Consider the following 19,716-nt stretch of genomic DNA (forward strand, 5'->3'; position numbering starts at 1 on the left):
GCAAAGGGGAGGGATGCGAATATCCAGCAAAGGGTAGGCCAGTGGCCGCATGCGTGCCGGCAACGGTGCATTGCACCACCGTACCGGCAGGGCATGACCTATCTCAATGCGTGGCCACGGCGATGCCATCGGCGCGGTCATCGATGCCGTCGCGGCGGTCCAGTCGGCCGCTGAGCACGGTCAATGCATACGCACCCACCACCACCAGCGCGCCCAGCCACGGCGTGTGCATCAGGCCGATGTTCTCCACCACCAGGCCGCCGAGCGAGGCGCCCAGCGCGATGCCGATGTTGAAGGCGGCGATGTTCAGCCCCGAGGCCACGTCGGTGGCCTGCGGCGCATAGCGCTGCGCCTGCTTGACCACATACACCTGCAGGCCGGGCACGTTGCCGAACGCCACCGCACCCAGTGCCAGTACCGTCAGCAGCATCAGCCAGGTGTTGTAGGCGGTGAAGGTGAGCACGAACAGCACGACGGCCAACAGGGCGAAGATGCGCTTCAGTGCGGGCACCGGGCCCATGCGGTCGGCCATGCGCCCGCCCCACAGGTTGCCGATCGCCACCGACACGCCGTACACCAGCAGCACCAGGCTGACTGCGTTTGCCGAGAAACCAGTGACGTCCTGCAGGATCGGCGCCAGATAGGTGAAGGCCAGGAAGGTGCCGCCGTAGCCCAGCGCGGTTATCGCATAGACCAGCAGCAGGCGGGGTTGGGCGAGTACGGCCAGCTGCTGGCGGAAGCTGGCCGGCGCACTCTGCGGCACGCTGCGCGGCACGAACAGCAGCGCGCCGAGCAGGGCGATCACGCCCAGCGCGGCCACCGCCAGGAAGGTGGCGCGCCAGCCCAGGTGCTGGCCGATGAAGGTGCCCAGCGGTACACCGGTCACCAGCGCCACGGTGAGGCCGGTGAACATGATGGCGATCGCGCTGGCGGCCTTCTCCTTCGGCACCACCGCGGTGGCGATGATCGAACCGATCGAGAAGAACACACCGTGGGCGAGGCCGGTGAGGATGCGGGCGACGATCAGCGAGGTGTAGCCCGGCGCCAGGAAGGCGATGACGTTGCCGAGGGTGAACAGCACCATCAGCGCCACCAGCAGCGACTTGCGCGGTACGCGGCCGGTGAGCGCGGTCAGCACCGGCGCACCGATGGCCACGCCGAGGGCATACAGCGAGACCAGCAGGCCGGCCGAGGGCAGGCTGACCTGAAGGTCGGCGGCAATGGTGGGAATCAGGCCGACGATGACGAACTCGGTGGTGCCGATGGCGAAGGCACCGAGGGTCAGCGCCAGCAGGGCGAGGGGAATGCCACGGATCATGACCGGCTCCGGAGGGAAGGAAGGCGCGCAGTGTGCGCGGCGCACCTTTGCCGAAAAACCGGTCTTCACGCCAATCACTATTGCCGTCCAGTCAATAATGGCGGCATGAAGACCACTCTCGATGAAATGCAGGCCTTCCTCGCGGTGATAGACAGCGGGTCGATCAGTGCTGCCGCCGAACAGCTGGGGCAGACGCCGTCGGGCGTGAGCCGGGCGCTGGGGCGGCTGGAAGACAAGCTCGGCACCACCCTGTTGACCCGTACCACCCGCCGCCTGCACCTGACCGCAGAGGGCGAGGCCTATCTGCGCCATGCACGGGCGATCATCGATGCGGTGGAGTCCGCCGAGGAACAGATGGCCGCCCGCCGCGAGCGCCCGGCCGGGCGCCTGCGCGTGGATGCGGCGATGCCGTTCGTGCTGCACGTGATCGCGCCGCTGGTGGCCGGGTACCGCGCGCGCTACCCGGAGGTGCAGCTGGAGTTGAACAGCTCCGAGCGCTACATCGACCTGCTGGAACGGCGCACCGACCTGGCGATCCGGATCGGGCCGCTGGCCGACTCCACCCTGCATGCGCGGCCGTTGGGTCGCTGCCAGCTGCGGCTGGTGGCCAGTCCGGCCTACCTGGCGGCACACGGCGAACCGGCCAGCGTCGCCGCGCTGGGCCAGCACACCCTGCTCAGCTTCAACGAACCGGAATCGTTGAATCACTGGCCGCTGCCGGGCGATGCCGATGGCCTGCTGCGGGTGCGTCCGGATATCGCGGTGTCCAGCGGCGAAACACTACGCCGACTGGCGGTGGAAGGCGTGGGCATCACCTGCCTGTCCGACTTCGTGACCGACCGCGACCGCGCCACCGGCACTTTGGTGCCGGTGCTGGCGACGCAGACGCTGGATGTGTACCAGCCGATCCACGCGGTGTATTACCGCAACACGGCGGTGTCGGCGCGGATCAGCTCGTTCCTGGATTACCTGGCTGAAGCGATGGCGCGGAGCGATTACCTGCGCTGAGGTCGTGGTGGGGTTGCCGGCCAGCGGCCGGCACTACCGTTCATCGCGGGGTAGTGCCGGCCGCTGGCCGGCAACCGGATCAATCAGGCCGCGCGCGCCAGCGCGTCCTTCGCTGCGGCGGTGGTCGACAGATCGAACACATCCACCGCGTCGATCAACCGGTTCGCCTGCTGCTCCAGGCTGCGCGCGGCGGCGCTGGCTTCCTCCACCAGCGCGGCATTCTGCTGGGTGGTGCCGTCCATCTGGATCACGGTCTGGCTGACCTGTTCGATGCCCGCGCTCTGCTCCTGCGAGGCGGCGGAGATCTCGGCCATGATGTCGGTGACGCGCTGCACCGACGCCACGATCTCGGCCATGGTGTCACCGGCCTCGCGCACGCGCCGTGCACCGTGGCCGACCTGTTCCACCGACGCTTCGATCAACGCCTTGATCTCCTTCGCGGCTGCCGCCGAACGCTGTGCCAGGGTGCGCACTTCGCTGGCAACCACCGCGAAGCCGCGGCCCTGCTCGCCGGCGCGTGCCGCTTCCACCGCGGCGTTCAGCGCCAGGATGTTGGTCTGGAAGGCGATGCCGTCGATCACGCTGATGATCTCGGCGATCTGCCGCGACGAGGTTTCGATCGCGCCCATCGTCGTCACCACCTGGCCGACCACGCTGCCGCCGTGAGAGGCAACGGTGTGCGCGCCGATCGCCAGCTGGTTGGCCTGGCGCGCATGCTCGGCGTTCTGGCGCACGGTGGAGGTCAGTTCCTCCATCGATGCCGCCGTCTCTTCCAGGTTGGCGGCCTGCTGTTCGGTACGGCGCGACAGATCGTTGTTGCCGGCGGCGATCTCCGCCGCCGCCGTGTGGATGTTGCCGGAGGCGTGCTTGATGTCGGTGACGATGGTTGCCAGCTGCGTAGCGGTGGTGTTGGCGTCGCCGGCGATACGCGCGAACACGCCCTGGAAATCACCGTGCATGCGCGCGCCGAGGCGGCCATCGGCAATCGCGCGCAGCATGCTGGAGACCTCGCCGAGGTTCAGTTCGGTGGTCTGCATCAATCGGTTCAAGCCGTCGACCATTGCGCGGAAATCATGCTCGAAGCGTGCGCTGTCGCCGCGCTGGCTGAAGTCACCGGCGGCGGCGGCTTCGGCCAGGCGGCGGATCTCGCCGTTGATCATGCCGAGATTGGCCTTGGCCGTATCCAATGCGTTGGTGATCACGGCCTTTTCGCCGGGCAGGCGTTCCATGTCCTGGCTGAGGTCACCGACGGCATAGCGGCCCATGATCGAGATCGCGCGCATCTTCACCTGGATGTGCGCGTCAACCAGCGTGTTGCAGTCGGCCACCATGGTGCCGAACGCGCCCGGGAACGCACTGGCATCCATGCGATGGCTGATGGTGCCGGCGTCATGCGCCTGCGCCATCGACGCCTGTGCGTCCAGTACGCCGCGCAGCGTGGACTGCACCGCCTGCATCGCCTGCGCGAGGCGACCGATCTCGTCGCGGCTGCGCACCTGCACCACGTGCTGCAGATCACCGGCGGCCACGGCACGCGCAGCGGCTTCCACCGCCAGCACCGGCTGCACCACCGCGCGCCGCAGCCACCAGGCCAGGCCCATCAGCAGCAACACGGCGGCCAGCACGGTCAGCGCCGCGCACAGCAGCAGGGTCTGCCGCGCCTGCTGCGACCGCGCCGCTACGGTTGCTTCGGCCACCTGCGTGGCATGCGTGCTCAGCGCATCCAGTGCGGTCGCCACCGGGCGGTCCTTGCCACGCACCAGATTGTCGCCGGCGGCGGGATCGTAGCCGGCTTCCGCAAACGCTTGCAGGGCGGCGTGGTAGTCCTTCTGCAGCTGCGTGTGCAGGCCGATGAAGGACTGTGCCAGTTCGCGCGTGCGTATGTCCGGGCTGGCTATGAGGCCCCTGGCCAGCTGCTCGACCAGGCGGCCCTCGCTGTCGAAGGCGTCCAGATGGCGCTGGCGCAGCGCGTCGTCGTGGCCGCGCAGCAGCACGTTCTTCCATTCCTGCACCTGGCCGCGGAACTCGCGCTGCAGGCGTTCGGCGTCGCGGCTGTGCGCGACTTCGGGTGGAACCTCGGTGGACAACTTCAACCAGGCGGAGGCCAGGCCCGCCAATGCGCACAGCAGGACCACGGCCAGACCAACGGAAACCGCGCCGAGCAGCTTGGACTGCAGGCGCGGAGCACGGACAGACGCTTTCATGGAAGGGACTCTCGGGAAGGGGCAATGCGGTATCGACCTGTCCCCTCGCGTCTGAAGTGCGACGCTCATCACATTACCGTTTCGTTTAGTGATGTGAAGGGGGTGTTTCATAGGACAAATGTGTCCATATGGAACGAAAGAAGACTCTCGACAGAGAATTTAAATGTAACTATTGTTGTTACATGAAATCCGCGAATCCACTGTCCGACGCCCTGCATGTGATGGCGCATCTGGTCGGCCATGCCGCCCCGCGCACGTCCGAGCAGCTGGCGTCCTGCCTGCCGACGCATCCGGTGGTGATCCGTCGCCTGCTGGCGCAGCTGCACAAGGCCGGCCTGGTGCGCAGCACCCGCGGCCACGGCGGCGGCAGCCTGCTGGCACGCGATGCCGCGGCGATCACCCTGCATGACATCTACCTGGCGGTGGGCGCACCACCGCTGGTCCAGGTCGGCGCACGCGACTCCGGCGGTGGCTGCCCGATCCAGCAGCTGGTCAACAGCGCCCTGCTCGAGGGTGCACGCGAGGCGCAGCGCCTGCTCGAACAACGCTTGCAGGCGACCACCCTGGACCAGCTCGGCGCCGACTTCGCCCGCCATCTTGCCCATCACCGTTCCCTGGAAGGTCACCATGAATCCTGATGTGCTCATCGTCGGCGGCAGCTATGCCGGCATTGCCGCCGGCCTGATCCTGGCCCGTGCCCGTCGCCCGGTCACCGTCATCGACGCCGGTTCGCCGCGCAACCGTTTCGCCAGTCATTCGCACGGGGTGCTCGGGCTGGATGGCATCAGTGGCGCCGAGCTGCTGAAGACCGCGCGCCAGCAGCTGCTGGACTACCCCACGGTGCGTTGGGTGCATGCCGAAGCCGTGCAGGCCACCGCCCGCGCCGAAGGCGTGGAAGTGCGTACCGCCGATGGCCAGGTGCTGGCCGCGCGCAAGCTGCTGCTCGCCAGCGGTATTGCCGACCAGTTGCCGGCGTTGCCGGGCCTCGCCGAGCGCTGGGGCAGCACCGTGCTGCACTGCCCGTACTGTCATGGCTATGAAGTGGGTGGTGGTGCCATTGGCCTGCTTGGCGGTCATCCGATGTCCGCCAGCAAGGCGCCGCTGTTCGCGGACTGGGGCAATGTCACGTTCTTCAGCATGGGACTGGACATCACGGATGAGGAACGCGCCGCCATGCAGCAGCGCGGCGTGCAGATCGAGACGTCACCCGTGCTGGGCGTGCAGGGCGACCAGCCGACCTGGCTGGAAGTGGAGCTGGCCGACGGCCGCCGAATCGCCCAGCGTGCGTTGTTCGTGCCGGCCACCCAGGCGATGGCCACGCCATTGGTGCAGCAGCTGGGTTGCACGTTGGTCGAGAGCCCGCTGGGCGTGCTGATCGAGGTCGATGCGATGAAGCACACCTCGGTGCCGAACGTGTATGCCGCAGGCGATGCGACCACGGTGGGCAACATCACCCTGGCCATGGCCGAAGGCGTGCGCGCGGGCATCGGCGTGCACCATGCGCTGGTGGCCGAAGACAGCGTGCCGCGCTGAACGCGCGTGCTCCGGTAGATGCCGACCTTGGTCGGCGCTGTTCCATCCACGCATGGCGTGGTTCTACTGCAATCGGGAGCGGTGCCGACCTTGGTCGGCACCGCTCCATTACCCCTTCACGCACAGCACCTGGCGCAGCGTGTGCACCACGTCGACGAGGTCGAGCTGCGCGGCCATCACATCGTCGATCGACTTGTACGCGGCCGGTGACTCGTCCAGCACGCCGCTGTCCTTGCGGCATTCCACATGCGCGGTGGCCTCGCGGTGCTGGGCCAGCGTGATCTGCTGGCGCGCCGTGCCACGGCTCATCACCCGGCCGGCGCCGTGGCTGCAGCTGTGGAAGCTGTCCGCGTTGCCCTTGCCGCGCACGATGTAGCTGCGCGTGCCCATGCTGCCGGGAATGATGCCCAGCTCGCCCTCACGCGCGCTGACCGCGCCCTTGCGCGTCACCAGCAGTTCCTGGCCGTTGTGCATCTCCTTCTGCACGTAGTTGTGGTGGCAGTTCACCGCCATCGCTGCCAGCTGGAACTTCGGCAGCCGGTGGCGCATCTCGGCCAGCACGCGCGACATCATCGCCTCGCGGTTCTGCCGGGCGTAGTCCTGCGCCCACGACACCGCTTCGACGTAGTCATCGAACAGCGGCTCGCCTTCCATGAAGAACGCCAGGTCCTTGTCCGGCAGGTGGAAGCCCAGCACGCGCCGGGCCAGTTCCTCGCGCGCCTTCTCGATGAAGTAGGTGCCGATCAGGTTGCCGGTACCGCGTGAGCCGCTGTGCAGCATCACCCACACCGTGTCCGTCTCGTCCAGGCACAGTTCGATGAAGTGATTGCCGCCACCCAGCGTGCCCAGCTGGCGGTCGAGCTTGTCGGTGCGGATCCTGCGGTGCCTGTCCTTGATCTTCTCCAGGCCGGCGGCCAGCCCGGACTGCACCAGCCGGGTGTGGATGCTGTCGGGCATGCGGTGATGTTCGCCGCCACGGCCATTGCCGACCGGGATGCTGCGCTCGATGCTGTTGCGCAGCTGCCGCAGGTCATCGGGCAGGTCATCGGCGCGCAGCGTGGTACGCACCGCCGCCATGCCGCAGCCGATGTCGACGCCGACCGCGGCCGGGATGATCGCCCCGCGGGTTGGGATCACCGAACCTACGGTCGCGCCCTTGCCCAGGTGCACGTCCGGCATCACGGCCACCCACGGCCCGACGAACGGGATCGCAGCGATGTTGCGCAGCTGCTCATGCGCCTGCACTTCCAGCGGCACACCGTTGACCCAGCCCTTGATCGGCGTGGTGCCCTCGGCATGCAGCCATTGATAGTTCTGTTGAGTGTCCATGTCTTCTTTAATGTCCTTGATGGGCCGGCGGCGCGTCCCTGCGCCACCGCTACCCCCTACCTGATCGTCACCAGCTGCTTCAGCACGCCATCCAGGCCGCCGAACACGGTGAGCGTGTCGATCTTCTCGGTGACCTTCTCCAGTGCCTCCAGCTCCTTCAAGCGCATCAGCACCGGGTTGTCCTCGATCAGCTTTGCAGTGTTGAGCTGCGAACGCGTGGCGTTGGCCTCCTCGCGGCGACGGATCACGCTGGCCTGGGCCTGCTTTTCGGCCAGCACCACGCCGTTGAGGATCTCCTTCATCTCGCCCGGCAGGATCACGTCCTTGATGCCGACGCCGAGCAAGCGCACGCCGTGGCCTTCGATCGCCGCCTGCACATGCGCAGCGATCTCGCCGTCCAGTGCCGCCTTGTCACCCAGCAGCTCGTCCAGGCTGCGCGCGGCAATTGCCTGGCGCAGGCCGAACTGCAGCTGCCGGTAGACGAACTCATCGGCATTGCTGAGCGTGCGGTGCGCACGCACCGGGTCGACCACCTGCACGGTCGCGGCCAGGTTCACCCGCAGGGTCACCTTGTCGCGGCTGAGCAGTTCCTGGCCGGACACGTCCAGTGAACGTGCACGCAGTTCCACACGCTCCACCGACACGTTGCCGTTGAAGTTCCAGAACGCGTGCAGGCCGGCGTCCAGCGTCTGCCGCAGCGTGCCATCGATGAACAGCAGGCCGACCGACTCGCTCGGCACCGTGCTGATCACCGCCACACGCGGCAGCACGCCCAATTGACCCAGCCGCTGCTGCACGTCGGCCGGAATGCGCGGCTCGTCACCCAACGCCATTACCTGCACCTGGGTATCGACCGAACCGCGCCAGTACAGACGGCGGCTGCCCGGCGGCAGCACTTCATCGATGCGGCCGTTGCGCAGCAACAGGCCGACCTCGCTGGCGCCGACGTTGGCCAGCACGAAGTGCGTGTCAAGCTGTGCGCCCAGCGCTTCGATCAGGCTGTCCTGGTCGCTGCCAGTGTAGGCCGCGCCCTTCGATGCAGTGTGGATGTCCACGTGCGGCCGGCCGCCGAACGGCGACAGGCGGTGCATGCCCGGCAGCAGGATCTGCTGGAAACGACGGTTGCGATACACCAGGCCGCGCTCGCCGTCGCCGATCACGACCTTGATGGTCCGGAACATGGGAGTCTCTCCTTGTATGGCTCTGGTGGTTCGACCCGTTGCGGATGAATCGCCATGACCCGGGTCGATCCGGTCGTGGCGAGGCTGCCTGCACATCACGTGCAGGCAGCGGAAGAGGGCGGCCATCGGCGGACGGTCCGCGCGCGGAGCCTTCGATGCGCCGGCAGTGCTGCCATCGTCGTTCCCGGCAGACAGCACCGGTGCGGAACGTGGCTGGCAGTGGCGGCGGGCCGGGGCCCGGCGTGCGGTCCGTTGCCTTCCACGTTCCTGCCCGAAGGCGATGTCCGTGGACGGCGACGATGGCCGCTGGGGCTTGCGCCCCGGGTGTTGCTTCAAGTCATGACGTGACAGGTCATGTGGTTTGGAGTGGGAATCGAACCCACGACAGACGGATTACGGATCCGTTGCTCTGACCAAGCTGAGCTATCCAGTTGGGGACCGCGCGGAATCGAACCGCGTACCGGCGAACCGGTGCCTGCCTCCAGCAGGCGATCCAGGCGATGGCATGTCCGCGACCTCCGGCATACGCCACGGCAACGCCGCGCGCACCAGCCCGTGGTTGAAACGGGACCGTTGGATAATCGAGGGTGCAGGCCACCGACATTATCGGCGAGCGATAATGTTCTGATGCGATGCAGATAATGTCCAGGCGCTGCCAGTCGCGCGAAGTAAATCCTTCGGCGGGGCGGGAAAAGCCTGGGTCAGTGAGCGGCGGGTCGCCGCGCGGGGTGCAGTTCTGGCATCGCGGGTCCTTGTGTCGACGCAAACGAAAACGCCCCCGGGACTTGCGTTCCGAGGGCGTCGTCAGGCCTCGGAGATCGGGGTGGCCGATCTCCGCAGGGCGGGTATCAGGCCGTTGTCAGCTGGTCTTCCTTGCCGAACGCGCGCGCCGGCCCGTCCATGCGCAGGCATGGCAGCAGTTTGGCGATGGCGACGGAATGCGCGTTCAAGGGAAGTTTCCAGTGGTTGTTGAAACGAGGTGCGCACGATAAACCACGATTTAGTCGTGCGCAACCATTTTGTTCAATTATTTTCTGCGGTATGTGTGCAATGCCGGCCAGCGGCCGGCACTACCGGCCCTCACGCTTCGGCGCTGGCGGCATCCAGCTGCGCGACATCGTGCACGCTCAGCGACACGTTGGCCGCCGCCAGCAGATCGTGCAGCTGCTCGACGCTGGTGGCGCTGACGATCGGCGCGGTGATCGACGGCCGTGCGATCTGCCATGCCAGTGCGATCTGCGCGGCACTGGCGTTGTGCTTGCTGGCCACGTCATCCAGTGCCTGCAGGATGCGCAGGCCACGCGGATTCAGATAGCGCTTCACCACGTTCTCGCCACGCGCCGGGCTCTTGGCCGCATCGGCCGGCGTGCGGTACTTGCCGCTGAGGAAGCCACTGGCCAGCGCGTAGTAGCCGATCACGCCGATCTGTTCGCGCTGCACCAGCGGTTCCAGTTCCTTTTCGTAGCCGGCGCGGTCATACAGGTTGTACTCCGGCTGCAGGGTTTCGTAACGCGGCAGCTTGTAGTCGGTGGACACCTTCAGCGCATCGGCCAGGCGCGTGGCGCTGTAGTTGGAAGCACCGATCGCACGCACCTTGCCAGCTTCGATCAACCGGCCGAATGCAGCCAGGGTCGCTTCCAGCGGCGTCGACTCGTCATCCTCGTGGGCCTGGTACAGATCGATCACGTCGGTCTGCAGGCGGCGCAGCGAATCCTCGACCGCCGCATTGATGTTGTCCGGGGTCAGGCCGGGGCGCTCGGCCCACTTGGCCACCTTGGTCGCCAGCACCACCTTGTCGCGCTTGCCGCTGCGGGCAAACCACTTGCCGATCAGCGTCTCCGATTCGCCGCCGGCATTGCCCGGCACCCAGGCCGAATACACATCGGCGGTGTCGACCAGATTGAAGCCGGCGTCGACGAAGGCATCGAGCAGGGCGAAGCTGGCCTTCTCATCGGCGCTCCAGCCGAACACATTGCCACCGAAGGCGAGCGGACGTACATGCAGGCCGGAACGGCCCAGTTCGCGGGTTGCCGTCATGGGCACGGACTCCTTGGGGGAAGTGCTCCAGAATAAAACGCGTAGTGTGACCGTGCTGCGGCGGCGACCACAAAACAGTGTTCCGCGATACGCACGCAGCTAACGTTTTGTGAACACCTGGGACGCCGCGGCTGCTAGTCTCGCCGCATCTTCCGCTGGAGTCGCTCCGATGATGCCTGCTTCGTCCCTGCGTGGTTGCCGCCTGCTGCTTGCTTCGGCCCTGTTTGCCGCTGTTCCCGCGTTCGCCGCACCGGCCACGGTGGCGCCGGCGAAGATCCAGGTGTCGCCGGCCATCGACGCGGCGGTGAAGGCACCCACCCGTGATGCCAACAACGTCAAGCGCGACGGCTTCCGCCACCCGGCGCAGACGCTGTCGTTCTTCAAGGTGACGCCGGGAAAGACCGTCATCGAGATCACCCCCGGCAACGGCTGGTACTCGGAGATCCTGGCGCCGCTGCTGCACGACAAGGGCCACTACGTTGCTGCGGTGGTCGATCCGATGGCGGTGCCCGAAGGCCGTGGACGCGACTACCAGCAGCGCAGCCGCGACAGCCTGGAAAAGAAGTACGCCGCTGCACCGGCACAGTTCGGCAAGACTGCCGTGGTCGCCTACGATCCGGCCAAGCCGGTGTTCGGCCCGGCCGGTTCAGCCGATGTGGTGCTGACCTTCCGCAACGTGCACAACTGGCGCAAGGCCGGCCAGGCGCAGGGCATGTTCCAGGGCTTCTTCAACGTGCTCAAGCCGGGCGGCGTGCTGGGCGTGGTCGAGCACCGCGCCAAGGCCGACGTGGCCGACGACGATGACACCGGCTATGTCGGCCAGCAGCAGGTGATCGCGATGGCCGAGGCCGCCGGCTTCAGGTTGGACGCGCGCAGCGAGGTCAACGCCAACCCGCGCGACACCAAGGACCACCCGAACGGCGTGTGGACGCTGCCGCCGACCAACCAGCACGACAAGGCCGATGATGCGAAGTACCAGGCGATCGGCGAAAGCGACCGCATGACCCTGCGCTTCATCAAGCCGTAAAGGGGGGCGCCGGGCCGTGCCTGGTGAGCGCGCAGCGCGGTGTCGGGCGGAATGGGTAGCGGCCGGGCAATGCCCGGCGCTGCCACCAATGGAGTGTGCTGTTGAAGAAAGTGCTGTACTCCGCCTTCGCATTGATGGCGCTGCCGCGGTTGTACGACTTCGTGTTCCATGCGGGTCACGTGCATGATCTCGTGGCGGCGGCAGGTTTTGCGGTGCTGCTCGTGGGTTGCCTGTGGGACGAACGTGCGCGCAGGGCCTGCCCACCGGTAGCGCGGCTACGGTATCGCGCCAACGCTGCCGCCACGTGCGGCGCCGTGGTGGTGCTCGTTGCGCTGTTGATGGAAAGGAAGGTCTTCGGCTGAGTGGTGATCGCGGCGGCGATGCGGGAATGGGACAATGCCCCACCCGCCGACTGCCGTGCCCGCAATGCTGATCGCCTTCAACAAGCCCTTCAACGTGCTCTGCCAGTTCACCGACCGCAGCGTACCGCCGCGGCCGACGCTGGCCGGGTTCGGCCTGCCGCCGCGCGTGTATGCCGCCGGTCGCCTGGACCATGACAGCGAAGGCCTGCTGCTGCTGACGGATAACGGTACGCTGGCGCACAAGCTGACCGACCCCAGGCACAAGGCCGACAAGACCTACTGGGTGCAGGTGGAAGGCACGCCCAGCGATGAGCAGCTGCAACGGCTGCGCGATGGGGTGGAGCTGAATGACGGGCCGACCTTGCCGGCGAAGATCGAGCGCCTCGATCCGGCGCCGTCGCTGTGGACACGCGATCCGCCGGTGCGCTTCCGCAAGACCGTGCCCGATGCCTGGCTGGCGATCACGATCCGCGAGGGCCGCAACCGCCAGGTGCGGCGGATGACCGCCGCGGTGAACCTGCCGACGCTGCGGCTGGTCCGCGTGTCGATGGGACCCTACCGGCTGGACGACCTGCAGCCGGGGCAGTGGCGGCAGATTGGCTGAAATGAAAAGGCCGGAGCCCTTCCTGCGGAAGGACCCCGGCCCTGACAGTGGCCGACGATCTCAGGCGTCGCTGCCGATATCGCTGTGCTCGTCCACCACGGTGTCGTTGCGGCGGTCGCGTGCGTTGATGCGCTGCGCCTGCCCATTCACCACGTGGCCATTGGCAGCCTTCTTCTTCTGCTGCTTGCGGTACAGCGCATAGCCGAGCAGGCCGACGCCGACGGCAGCCGCGGCAATGGTCACGGCCGGGTTGCGGCGGGCGAACTTGGTGGCGACCTTGCCGCCGGTCTTCACTGCGCCGAGGGCGGCGCCGGTCTTGATCCAGTCCGCGTTGCGCAGGCTGCCACCGGCGCTCTTCAGGCCATCGCCGGCGGTGTGGGCCAGCTCCAGGGCGCGCTCCAGAGCGCGGTCGGTGATTACGGTCAGCTTGCTCATGCGGGGGTCCTTTGCCTCGGGTCGAAGTCCAGTGTCGCGTGTTGCCCGTAAACGGTATGTCAGTCGGGGACGCAGGCGGTGTGACTTTAGCGTAGCCATTCAGGATCAGGCAGGGTGGGTCGGATCCCTTTCCGTTGGGAAACGGCTCTGACCCCAGCGCCACGCCTGGGTTCAGAGCCCATCGCGATGCAATGGGATCCGACCCCGCCCGTCAGGTTCCGCGCGGCTTGGCCCGGTGCGTGGCCGTCGCCGTCCACGGATCATCCGGCCATGGGTGGCGCGGGTAACGGCCCTTCATCTCCTTTTTCACTTCGGCGTAGGTGCTTTCCCAGAAGTTGCGCAGGTCCTGGGTGACCTGCAGCGGGCGGCCACCGGGGGAGAGCAGGTGCAGGGTCAGCGGCACGCGGCCATCGGCGATGCGCGGCGTGTCGGCCAGGCCGAACAGTTCCTGCAGCTTCACCGCCAGCACCGGCGGCAGCGGATCGCCGCTCTCGCTGTCCAGCGCATAGGTGATCGGCCGCTCCAGTCCGGACGGCACGGTAATGCGGGTCGGCGCATGACGCTCGACCAGCTGCCGTTGTGACCACTCCAGTGGCGATTTCAGCGCTTCGCCAAAGCTGGATTCGTCCAGCGCATCCAGTCGCGTCTTGCCGGCGAACGCGGGCTGCAGCCACTGCGCACGGTTGGCCAGCAGGGCGTCGTCGCTGCAGTCGGGCAGGCCAAGCTCGGGCATCCAGCGGCGCAGCGATTCCACCCGTGCCTGCCACTGGCGCAGGCCTTCGGTCCACGGCAGCGCCTGCAGGCCGAGCTCGGCCACCGCATCGGTCAGTGCCTGCGCGGCGTGCTGCGGATCGACCCGGCCGGCCGAGCGGCTGTCCAACACGATCCGGTCGAAACGGGTCTCGCGCAGGGCCACCAGGGCGCGGCGCTCGCTGTCCCAGCGCACCACGTCTTCGGTGACGAAGCGCTCCGGCCACGCCCTGCGCAATTGGCCTTCGTCCACCGGTGCGGCACGCAGCAGCAGCGCATCGCGTGCCTCAAAGCGAAGCTCGCTGGCCACCAGCCACGGTTCGCCACGCAGGTCGCTCAGCTCGTGCAGGCGCGCGCTGCGCCCATTGGCCAGCAGGTAACGCAGTGGATCGCCGGGATGCTGGAAGCCGATCCGATCAGGGAAGGCGTGAGCGAGCAGGTCACCCAGCTCATGGGCCTCGATGCTGGCCGGCGGCGTGGCTTCGCAGCGCAGGCGGCGACGCCACTGCTTGGCGGCGGCATCGATGGCGGCCAGCCCGCTGCGGTTGGCATCGCCCGGTGTGCGGCCATTGCGGAACGCGGCCAGTGCGCGCCAGCGGCTCGCCAGCGCGTCACCGCCCTGGCGCAGCGGATCGCGCGCTTCCAGCAGCGCGGCCAGATCGGCGGCCAGTGCCTGCGAACGTGTATCGGGCGCGGCCAGCAGCATCGCCGCCATCCGTGGGTGCGTACCCAGCGCCAGTACGCGGCGGCCGAGTGCGGTGATCGCACCACTGCTGGACAATGCGCCCAACCGCTGCAGCAGTTCGCGGGCGGCGCCCATCGGGCCGGCAGGTGGCGGATCGAGGAAGCGCAGGTCGCTGCTGCCCCAGGCGGCCAGTTCCAGTGCCAGTCCGGCCAGTTCCACCTGGTCGATCTCGGCGCGGCGCTGCGGCTCCAATCGCTGCGACTGCGGCCACAGCCGCCAGGCCACGCCTTCGGCCACGCGACCGGCGCGACCGGCGCGCTGGTCGGCCGACGCCTGGGCGATGGACACCACGTCCAGCCGGGTGAAGCCGCTGTTGGGGTCGTAGCGCGGTTCGCGTGCCTGGCCGCTGTCGATCACCACGCGCACGCCGGGCAGGGTCACCGACGACTCGGCCACGTTGGTGGCCAGCACCACGCGGCGGCGGCCATCGCTGGCGGCCTGCAGCACGCGCGCCTGCTGTTCCACCGGCAGCTCACCATGCAGGGCCAGTACTTCGACGCCGGCATCCAGCGATTCCTGCAGTCCAGCCTGCACCCGCGCGATCTCGCGCTGGCCGGGCAGGAACACCAGCAGGTCACCGGGGTGATCGGCCAGGGCCTGCTGCACCGCGCGGCGCACCTGCAGTTCCAGCGTCTCATCGCGGCGCGCCGGGAAATGGCTGACCGTCACCGGGTAGCTGCGGCCCTCGCTGCTCAGCCGCGGCGCATCGAGGAAGCGTGCCAGGCGCTCACCATCCAGCGTGGCCGACATCACTACCAGGCGCAGGTCATCGCGCAGCTGCGCCTGCACGTCCAGCGCCAGCGCCAGGCCGAGGTCACCGCTGAGATGGCGCTCGTGGAATTCGTCGAACAGGATCGCACCGACTTCTTCCAGCATCGGGTCGTCCTGCAGCATGCGGGTCAGGATGCCTTCGGTGACGACTTCAATGCGGGTGCGTGCCGAGACCTTGTTCTCGAAGCGGATGCGGTAGCCGACCGTGCCGCCGACCTCTTCGCCCAGCTGCCGTGCCATGAACAGCGCGGCGCTGCGTGCGGCGACCCGGCGCGGCTCCAGCAGGATGATTTTCCGGCCTTGCAGCCATGGTGCTTCGAGCAGGGCCAGTGGTACCTGGGTGGTCTTGCCGGCGCCGGGCGGGGCTTCCAGCACCAGCCGTGGCTGCACGGCCAGGTGCTGCTGGATCTGCGGCAGCAGCGGGGAAATCGGGAAGAGCGGGGCATTCATGGGCAAAGGATAAGGGGCCATGGCGGCCGCAGGTACAATGCGCGGGCACTTTTCCCCCGCGATGACCATGCACCTGATCGATATCGGCGCCAACCTGACCCACGACTCCTTCGACCGCGACCGCGATGCCGTGCTGGACCGCGCACGGCAGGCCGGCGTGGTGCAGATGGTCATCACCGGTGCCAGCCGCGAGCACTCGCCGCTGGCCGTGCAGCTGGCGCAGCAGCACCCGGGCTTCCTGTATGCGACCGCCGGCGTGCACCCGCATCATGCGGTGGAGTACACCGAGGAATGTGATGCCGAGATGCGCGCGCTGCATGACCACCCGGAAGTGGTGGCGGTGGGTGAGTGCGGGCTGGACTACTTCCGTGACTTCTCGCCGCGCCCGGCGCAGCACCGTGCCTTCGAGCGCCAGTTGCAGCTGGCCGCGGACAATGGCAAGCCGCTGTTCCTGCACCAGCGCGACGCGCATGCCGATTTCATGGCACAGATGAAGAACTTCGAAGGTCGCATCGGCCCGGCGGTGGTGCATTGCTTCACCGGCGAACGCGACGAGCTGTTCGACTACCTGGACCAGGACTGGTACATCGGCATCACCGGCTGGCTGTGCGACGAGCGCCGTGGCGCGCACCTGCGCGAACTGGTGAAGAACATCCCGGCCAACCGCCTGATGATCGAGACCGATGCGCCCTACCTGTTGCCACGCACGCTGAAGCCGATGCCGAAGGACCGCCGCAACGAACCGATGTTCCTCTCGCATATCGCGGAAGAACTGGCACGTGACCGGGGCGAGGACGTGGCCGTGACGGCGGCCAATGCCACTGCCGCCACGCGTGCGTTCTTCCGCCTGCCCGACGCGGGTTGACGGTAGTGCCGGCCGCTGGCCGGCACTACCGGAGCAGGTCGCGCAGGCCCTCACGGTAGCTGGGGAAGCGCGGCTGCCACGCCAGCGCTTCACGCGTGCCACGGCTGTCGATGCGCTTGTTGCTCTCGTAGAAGCGCCGTAGCGTCGGGCTGAGTGCAGGGTCGTCCCACGCCACGGCAGGTGGCATCGCAAACCCGCCCAGCTTCGCGGCGAAGGCCAGCACATCCTGCGGTGGTGCCGGCTCGTCATCGCTGGGCAGGTATATCCCCTGCGCAACCGGTCGCTGCATCGCCGCGACGATCACTGCCGCAAGATCCTCTACGTGCAGGCGGTTGAACGCCAGGCCCGGCCGAATCACATGGCGGGCACGGCCCTGTGACAGCTGCAGCAACGCATTGCGCCCCGGCCCGTACAGGCCGGGCAGGCGGAACACCGCCGAAGCGATGCCACGTACCTCTGCAAGCGCACGCCATTGCGCTTCGGCACGCAGGCGCTGCACGCCGGCTGCTTCGGTGGCATCGGCTGCGCTGTGCTCGTCAACCCAGCCGCCGGCCCGATCGGCATACACCGACGTGGACGACAGATAGCCCACCCAGCGCAGTGCCGGGCTGGCCCGCAGAGCCGGCAGCAGCAGGCGCAGTGCCGGGTCGCCCGCGGCATCTGGCGGCACGCTGCACAGCACGGCCTCGGCCTGCGCGACCTCATCGAGCAGGGCGGGCGACGGTGGAGTGTCAGCGTGCAGCTGATGCCGCAGCAGGCCATCGTCCGGCGCCGACGAGGGGTCACGCACCGTGCCGACGACGTGCACTCCCCGTGCCTGCAGCTGCGTGGCCAGCACGCATCCGCTCCAGCCCATACCGAGGATCAGCACCCGCGTAGGCAGCGCGCTGGCCCGCAACGGGAGGCTCACGCGCCGCGCAGTGCCTGGTAGGCCTGCAGGCTGCTGTAGGCGACCTGCAGCAACAGGGCTTCCTGATCGGCCTTGCGTGCACGCGCCAGCATGTCGCCGACGATCTGCTCGGCCTCGACCTGCTGGCCAGCCTCCAGGTCCCGCAACATCGATGCCTTCAATGCAGAGCCGGCCTGGGTGAGGGTGCCGCGTGCGGTGTCCTGCGCGGCATCGGGAATCGGCTCACCGGCAGCTTCGGCCACGGCCAGGCATTCGTCGTACAGGCCGCGCACGATCGCCTCGCCATCATCGGTGGCGACGATGGTGCCGATATCCGCGCGAAGCAGGCAGGTAGCAGCGGCCAGCGCGGTCAGGAAGGTGTACTTGATCCACTGTTCCTGGCCGATGTGTTCGCTCGCCAGGTGATCAAGATGGGCCTGCGCGCAGGCAGCGGCGAAGGCACGCACGCGTGCGGACGCCGCGCCGCCATCGCGTTCGCCGAAGGTGAGCTTGGCCGGCTTGCCCAGGTGCAGCACCGCACCGTCGGGGGCCTTGGTGGCGCTGATGAAGCACAGGCCGCCGAGCACGGCGTCGCGGCCGAAGCGCAGGTCCAGCGCGTTGTAGTGGTGCAGGCCGTTGAGGATCGGCAGCACGGTGGTGTTCGCGCCCACGGCTGGAGCAATGGCGTCGATCGAGCTGTCGAGGTCGTAGGCCTTGCAGCTGAGGATGACCAGATCGAACGGCTTCTGCGCGGCCAATGCGGGCAGCGCATCGGCGGTGACGTGCTGCACCGGGAAGCTGGCATCGCCGAGCGGGCTGCGGATGACCAGGCCATCGCGGTCCAGCTGTGCGGCGCGCGCGGGGCGCACGAGGAAGGTCACGTCCACGCCGGCCTGGGCCAGGCGACCACCGAAGTAACCGCCGGTACCGCCGGCGCCGAGGATCAGGATGCGCATTGCACGTTCACCGCTTTCTGGGGAATCAGATCTGCGATTGTGCCGGAGATTGCGGCCAACGGCGGAACCCCTCGTGGTCGAAGAAGCGCAAGCCGTGCCTGGTTGGGCGGTCCGGGTGCGGCCACCACGGAAAGCAGATCAAGAGTGAAAGCGGGTCGCTCGCTGCGCTCGCTCGTGTAGAGCGGTGCTCAGGGCAGTTGTTCGCTGAAGTCTTCGGTGTAGCCCAACAGCAGTGTGGTGCGGGTGGCCAGGGTTGCAGCCAGTTTTGACCACGTGTCATGCGTTCCGGCCGCGTAGACGCGCTGCAGGTCCGCGACCAACGCATTTGCCTGTGCAGGCGACGGCGCGCTGTCGCGCTGGAAGCCGAGCCACGATGCGCCAAGCCCGAACAGGCGGTAGCCATGGTGCTCCTGCAGGTGCCGGATCAGGGCGTGATTCTGGAAGATGTCCCAGTCCGCGCTGAAGTAACCGTTGGGCAGGGCGGCGATCAGCAGGTCATCGCGGTCCACCGGCACCTGTTGCACGCAGACCACCTCGTCGACGATGAGGTCCGGCGTTGCATTGGCGGCGACCAGCGCCTCGATGTCCTCGTCGCTGCACATCAGCGTGCCCGGCAGCGCGCTCCATTCCAGCCGATGAGAGGAATGCTCGAGCTGCGCGACCACATGCGCCAGCAACCGCTCGCGTGCCGCCAATGCATCTTCGGGGGTTTCCGGATCTTCGTCCTCGTACAGCGCGATGCGCGCGTCGTCGGACGCATGCATGCTGGTGTAGCGGCATTGGCCGACATCATCGAGCGTGCACAGGTAGCGATACCGGGGATCAGCCGCGTGCCGCGAGGCCAGGTATTCCAGCACCTCATCCAGCGTGGGCGAATCGCCCAGCAACGCATGGCTGAAGGCATCGATGGGGCCGTCCGACACGGCCTTGTCCAATGGAATGGAAGTGATCTTCATCGCCACAGCCTAGCCGCAATCCCGAACGAAAAGATCCGGGCGTCGGCCTTACCGTGAACGCTCCATCCACGCATGGCGTGGATCCATCGTGTCGACCAAGGTCGACACCCACCAACAGCAGCGGCAATCTGTCGAAGGCGGGGTGGGTCCGGTTGCGGGGGTGTCCGCGGCATGGATGCCGCGGCCAAGCCCCCAGGATGGGTTTACGGCGTCCCCCGCAACCGGACGCACCCCGCCATCCTCCGGCTAGTCAGCTTTTGCCGTTGAACTTGACGTTGACGTTGATTCAGCGGGTG

17 protein-coding genes and 1 tRNA gene are annotated in these 19,716 nt (G+C 67.7%); 7 read left to right on the plus strand and 11 right to left on the minus strand.

From position 1 onward, the window contains the following. Positions 1-103 precede the first annotated feature (103 nt). Positions 104-1,318 carry an MFS transporter gene (locus AC5P60_RS06585; RefSeq protein ID WP_483693392.1) on the minus strand — a complete coding sequence of 405 codons (1,215 nt, stop codon included), beginning with the start codon at positions 1,316-1,318 and terminating at the stop codon, positions 104-106. A 105-nt stretch (positions 1,319-1,423) separates the two neighbouring features. On the opposite strand from AC5P60_RS06585, the gene AC5P60_RS06590 reads away from it, so the two are divergent. Further along, entirely contained in the window at positions 1,424-2,326 is a 903-nt protein-coding gene (locus AC5P60_RS06590; protein WP_033833806.1) for a LysR family transcriptional regulator, read from the plus strand. Between the two features lie 83 nt (positions 2,327-2,409). On the opposite strand, the gene AC5P60_RS06595 is transcribed toward AC5P60_RS06590, so the two are convergent. Beyond that, positions 2,410-4,530 carry a methyl-accepting chemotaxis protein gene (locus tag AC5P60_RS06595; protein WP_088429916.1) on the minus strand — a complete coding sequence of 707 codons (2,121 nt, stop codon included), beginning with the start codon at positions 4,528-4,530 and terminating at the stop codon, positions 2,410-2,412. Positions 4,531-4,712: 182 nt separating this feature from the next. Between AC5P60_RS06595 and AC5P60_RS06600 the strand changes: the two genes are divergently transcribed. Together AC5P60_RS06600 and AC5P60_RS06605 are read left to right on the plus strand one after the other, a co-directional pair. Beyond that, complete coding sequence (locus AC5P60_RS06600) at positions 4,713-5,168, plus strand: Rrf2 family transcriptional regulator (protein WP_033833804.1); 456 nt, start codon at positions 4,713-4,715, stop codon at positions 5,166-5,168. Further along, on the plus strand, positions 5,158-6,063 hold the full coding sequence (locus tag AC5P60_RS06605) for an NAD(P)/FAD-dependent oxidoreductase (RefSeq protein ID WP_049451236.1): 906 nt from the start codon (positions 5,158-5,160) through the stop codon (positions 6,061-6,063). The genes AC5P60_RS06600 and AC5P60_RS06605 overlap by 11 nt, the downstream gene beginning before the upstream one ends. 108 nt (positions 6,064-6,171) lie before the next feature. On the opposite strand, the gene AC5P60_RS06610 is transcribed toward AC5P60_RS06605, so the two are convergent. From AC5P60_RS06610 to AC5P60_RS06625, 4 genes are all read right to left on the minus strand, one after another. Beyond that, positions 6,172-7,392 carry an RtcB family protein gene (locus AC5P60_RS06610; RefSeq protein WP_483693391.1) on the minus strand — a complete coding sequence of 407 codons (1,221 nt, stop codon included), beginning with the start codon at positions 7,390-7,392 and terminating at the stop codon, positions 6,172-6,174. 56 nt (positions 7,393-7,448) lie between these two features. Next, the gene (locus tag AC5P60_RS06615; RefSeq protein WP_495201716.1) at positions 7,449-8,573 is read right to left on the minus strand and encodes a slipin family protein; all 1,125 of its coding nucleotides are present in this window, start codon (positions 8,571-8,573) and stop codon (positions 7,449-7,451) included. Positions 8,574-8,930: 357 nt separating this feature from the next. Continuing rightward, a tRNA-Thr gene (locus tag AC5P60_RS06620) sits at positions 8,931-9,004 on the minus strand. Between the two features lie 649 nt (positions 9,005-9,653). Further along, the gene (locus AC5P60_RS06625) at positions 9,654-10,610 is read right to left on the minus strand and encodes an aldo/keto reductase (protein WP_049397671.1); all 957 of its coding nucleotides are present in this window, start codon (positions 10,608-10,610) and stop codon (positions 9,654-9,656) included. A gap of 169 nt (positions 10,611-10,779) precedes the next feature. On the opposite strand from AC5P60_RS06625, the gene AC5P60_RS06630 reads away from it, so the two are divergent. The 3 genes from AC5P60_RS06630 to AC5P60_RS06640 all read left to right on the plus strand — a co-directional run bounded on the left by AC5P60_RS06630 (position 10,780) and on the right by AC5P60_RS06640 (position 12,603). Continuing rightward, the gene (locus AC5P60_RS06630) at positions 10,780-11,637 is read left to right on the plus strand and encodes a class I SAM-dependent methyltransferase (RefSeq protein ID WP_483693390.1); all 858 of its coding nucleotides are present in this window, start codon (positions 10,780-10,782) and stop codon (positions 11,635-11,637) included. A gap of 95 nt (positions 11,638-11,732) precedes the next feature. After that, positions 11,733-11,999, plus strand: coding sequence for a hypothetical protein (locus tag AC5P60_RS06635; RefSeq protein WP_483693389.1), 267 nt, complete (start codon positions 11,733-11,735; stop codon positions 11,997-11,999). Between the two features lie 64 nt (positions 12,000-12,063). Further along, positions 12,064-12,603, plus strand: coding sequence for a pseudouridine synthase (locus AC5P60_RS06640; RefSeq protein ID WP_019336761.1), 540 nt, complete (start codon positions 12,064-12,066; stop codon positions 12,601-12,603). 60 nt (positions 12,604-12,663) lie between these two features. Here the strand turns inward: AC5P60_RS06640 and AC5P60_RS06645 are convergent, their stop codons facing one another. Both AC5P60_RS06645 and hrpB read right to left on the minus strand, forming a co-directional pair. Continuing rightward, complete coding sequence (locus AC5P60_RS06645) at positions 12,664-13,038, minus strand: hypothetical protein (protein WP_005411574.1); 375 nt, start codon at positions 13,036-13,038, stop codon at positions 12,664-12,666. A 211-nt stretch (positions 13,039-13,249) separates the two neighbouring features. Then, the gene (gene hrpB / locus AC5P60_RS06650) at positions 13,250-15,754 is read right to left on the minus strand and encodes an ATP-dependent helicase HrpB (RefSeq protein ID WP_005411573.1); all 2,505 of its coding nucleotides are present in this window, start codon (positions 15,752-15,754) and stop codon (positions 13,250-13,252) included. A gap of 67 nt (positions 15,755-15,821) precedes the next feature. Between hrpB and AC5P60_RS06655 the strand changes: the two genes are divergently transcribed. Then, positions 15,822-16,619, plus strand: coding sequence for a TatD family hydrolase (locus AC5P60_RS06655; RefSeq protein WP_032966120.1), 798 nt, complete (start codon positions 15,822-15,824; stop codon positions 16,617-16,619). A 25-nt stretch (positions 16,620-16,644) separates the two neighbouring features. Here the strand turns inward: AC5P60_RS06655 and AC5P60_RS06660 are convergent, their stop codons facing one another. From AC5P60_RS06660 to AC5P60_RS06670, 3 genes are all read right to left on the minus strand, one after another. Continuing rightward, positions 16,645-17,475 (minus strand): NAD-dependent epimerase/dehydratase family protein, encoded by an 831-nt coding sequence (locus AC5P60_RS06660; RefSeq protein WP_171968669.1) that lies wholly within the window; start codon positions 17,473-17,475, stop codon positions 16,645-16,647. 50 nt (positions 17,476-17,525) lie between these two features. Further along, positions 17,526-18,464 carry a 2-dehydropantoate 2-reductase gene (gene panE, locus AC5P60_RS06665; RefSeq protein WP_005411570.1) on the minus strand — a complete coding sequence of 313 codons (939 nt, stop codon included), beginning with the start codon at positions 18,462-18,464 and terminating at the stop codon, positions 17,526-17,528. 188 nt (positions 18,465-18,652) lie between these two features. Next, positions 18,653-19,420: a hypothetical protein gene (locus AC5P60_RS06670; protein ID WP_483693388.1), complete on the minus strand. Its 768-nt coding sequence runs from the start codon at positions 19,418-19,420 to the stop codon at positions 18,653-18,655. Positions 19,421-19,716 lie beyond the last annotated feature (296 nt).

This window comes from Stenotrophomonas sp. YJH_SMC_120, assembly GCF_059368675.1.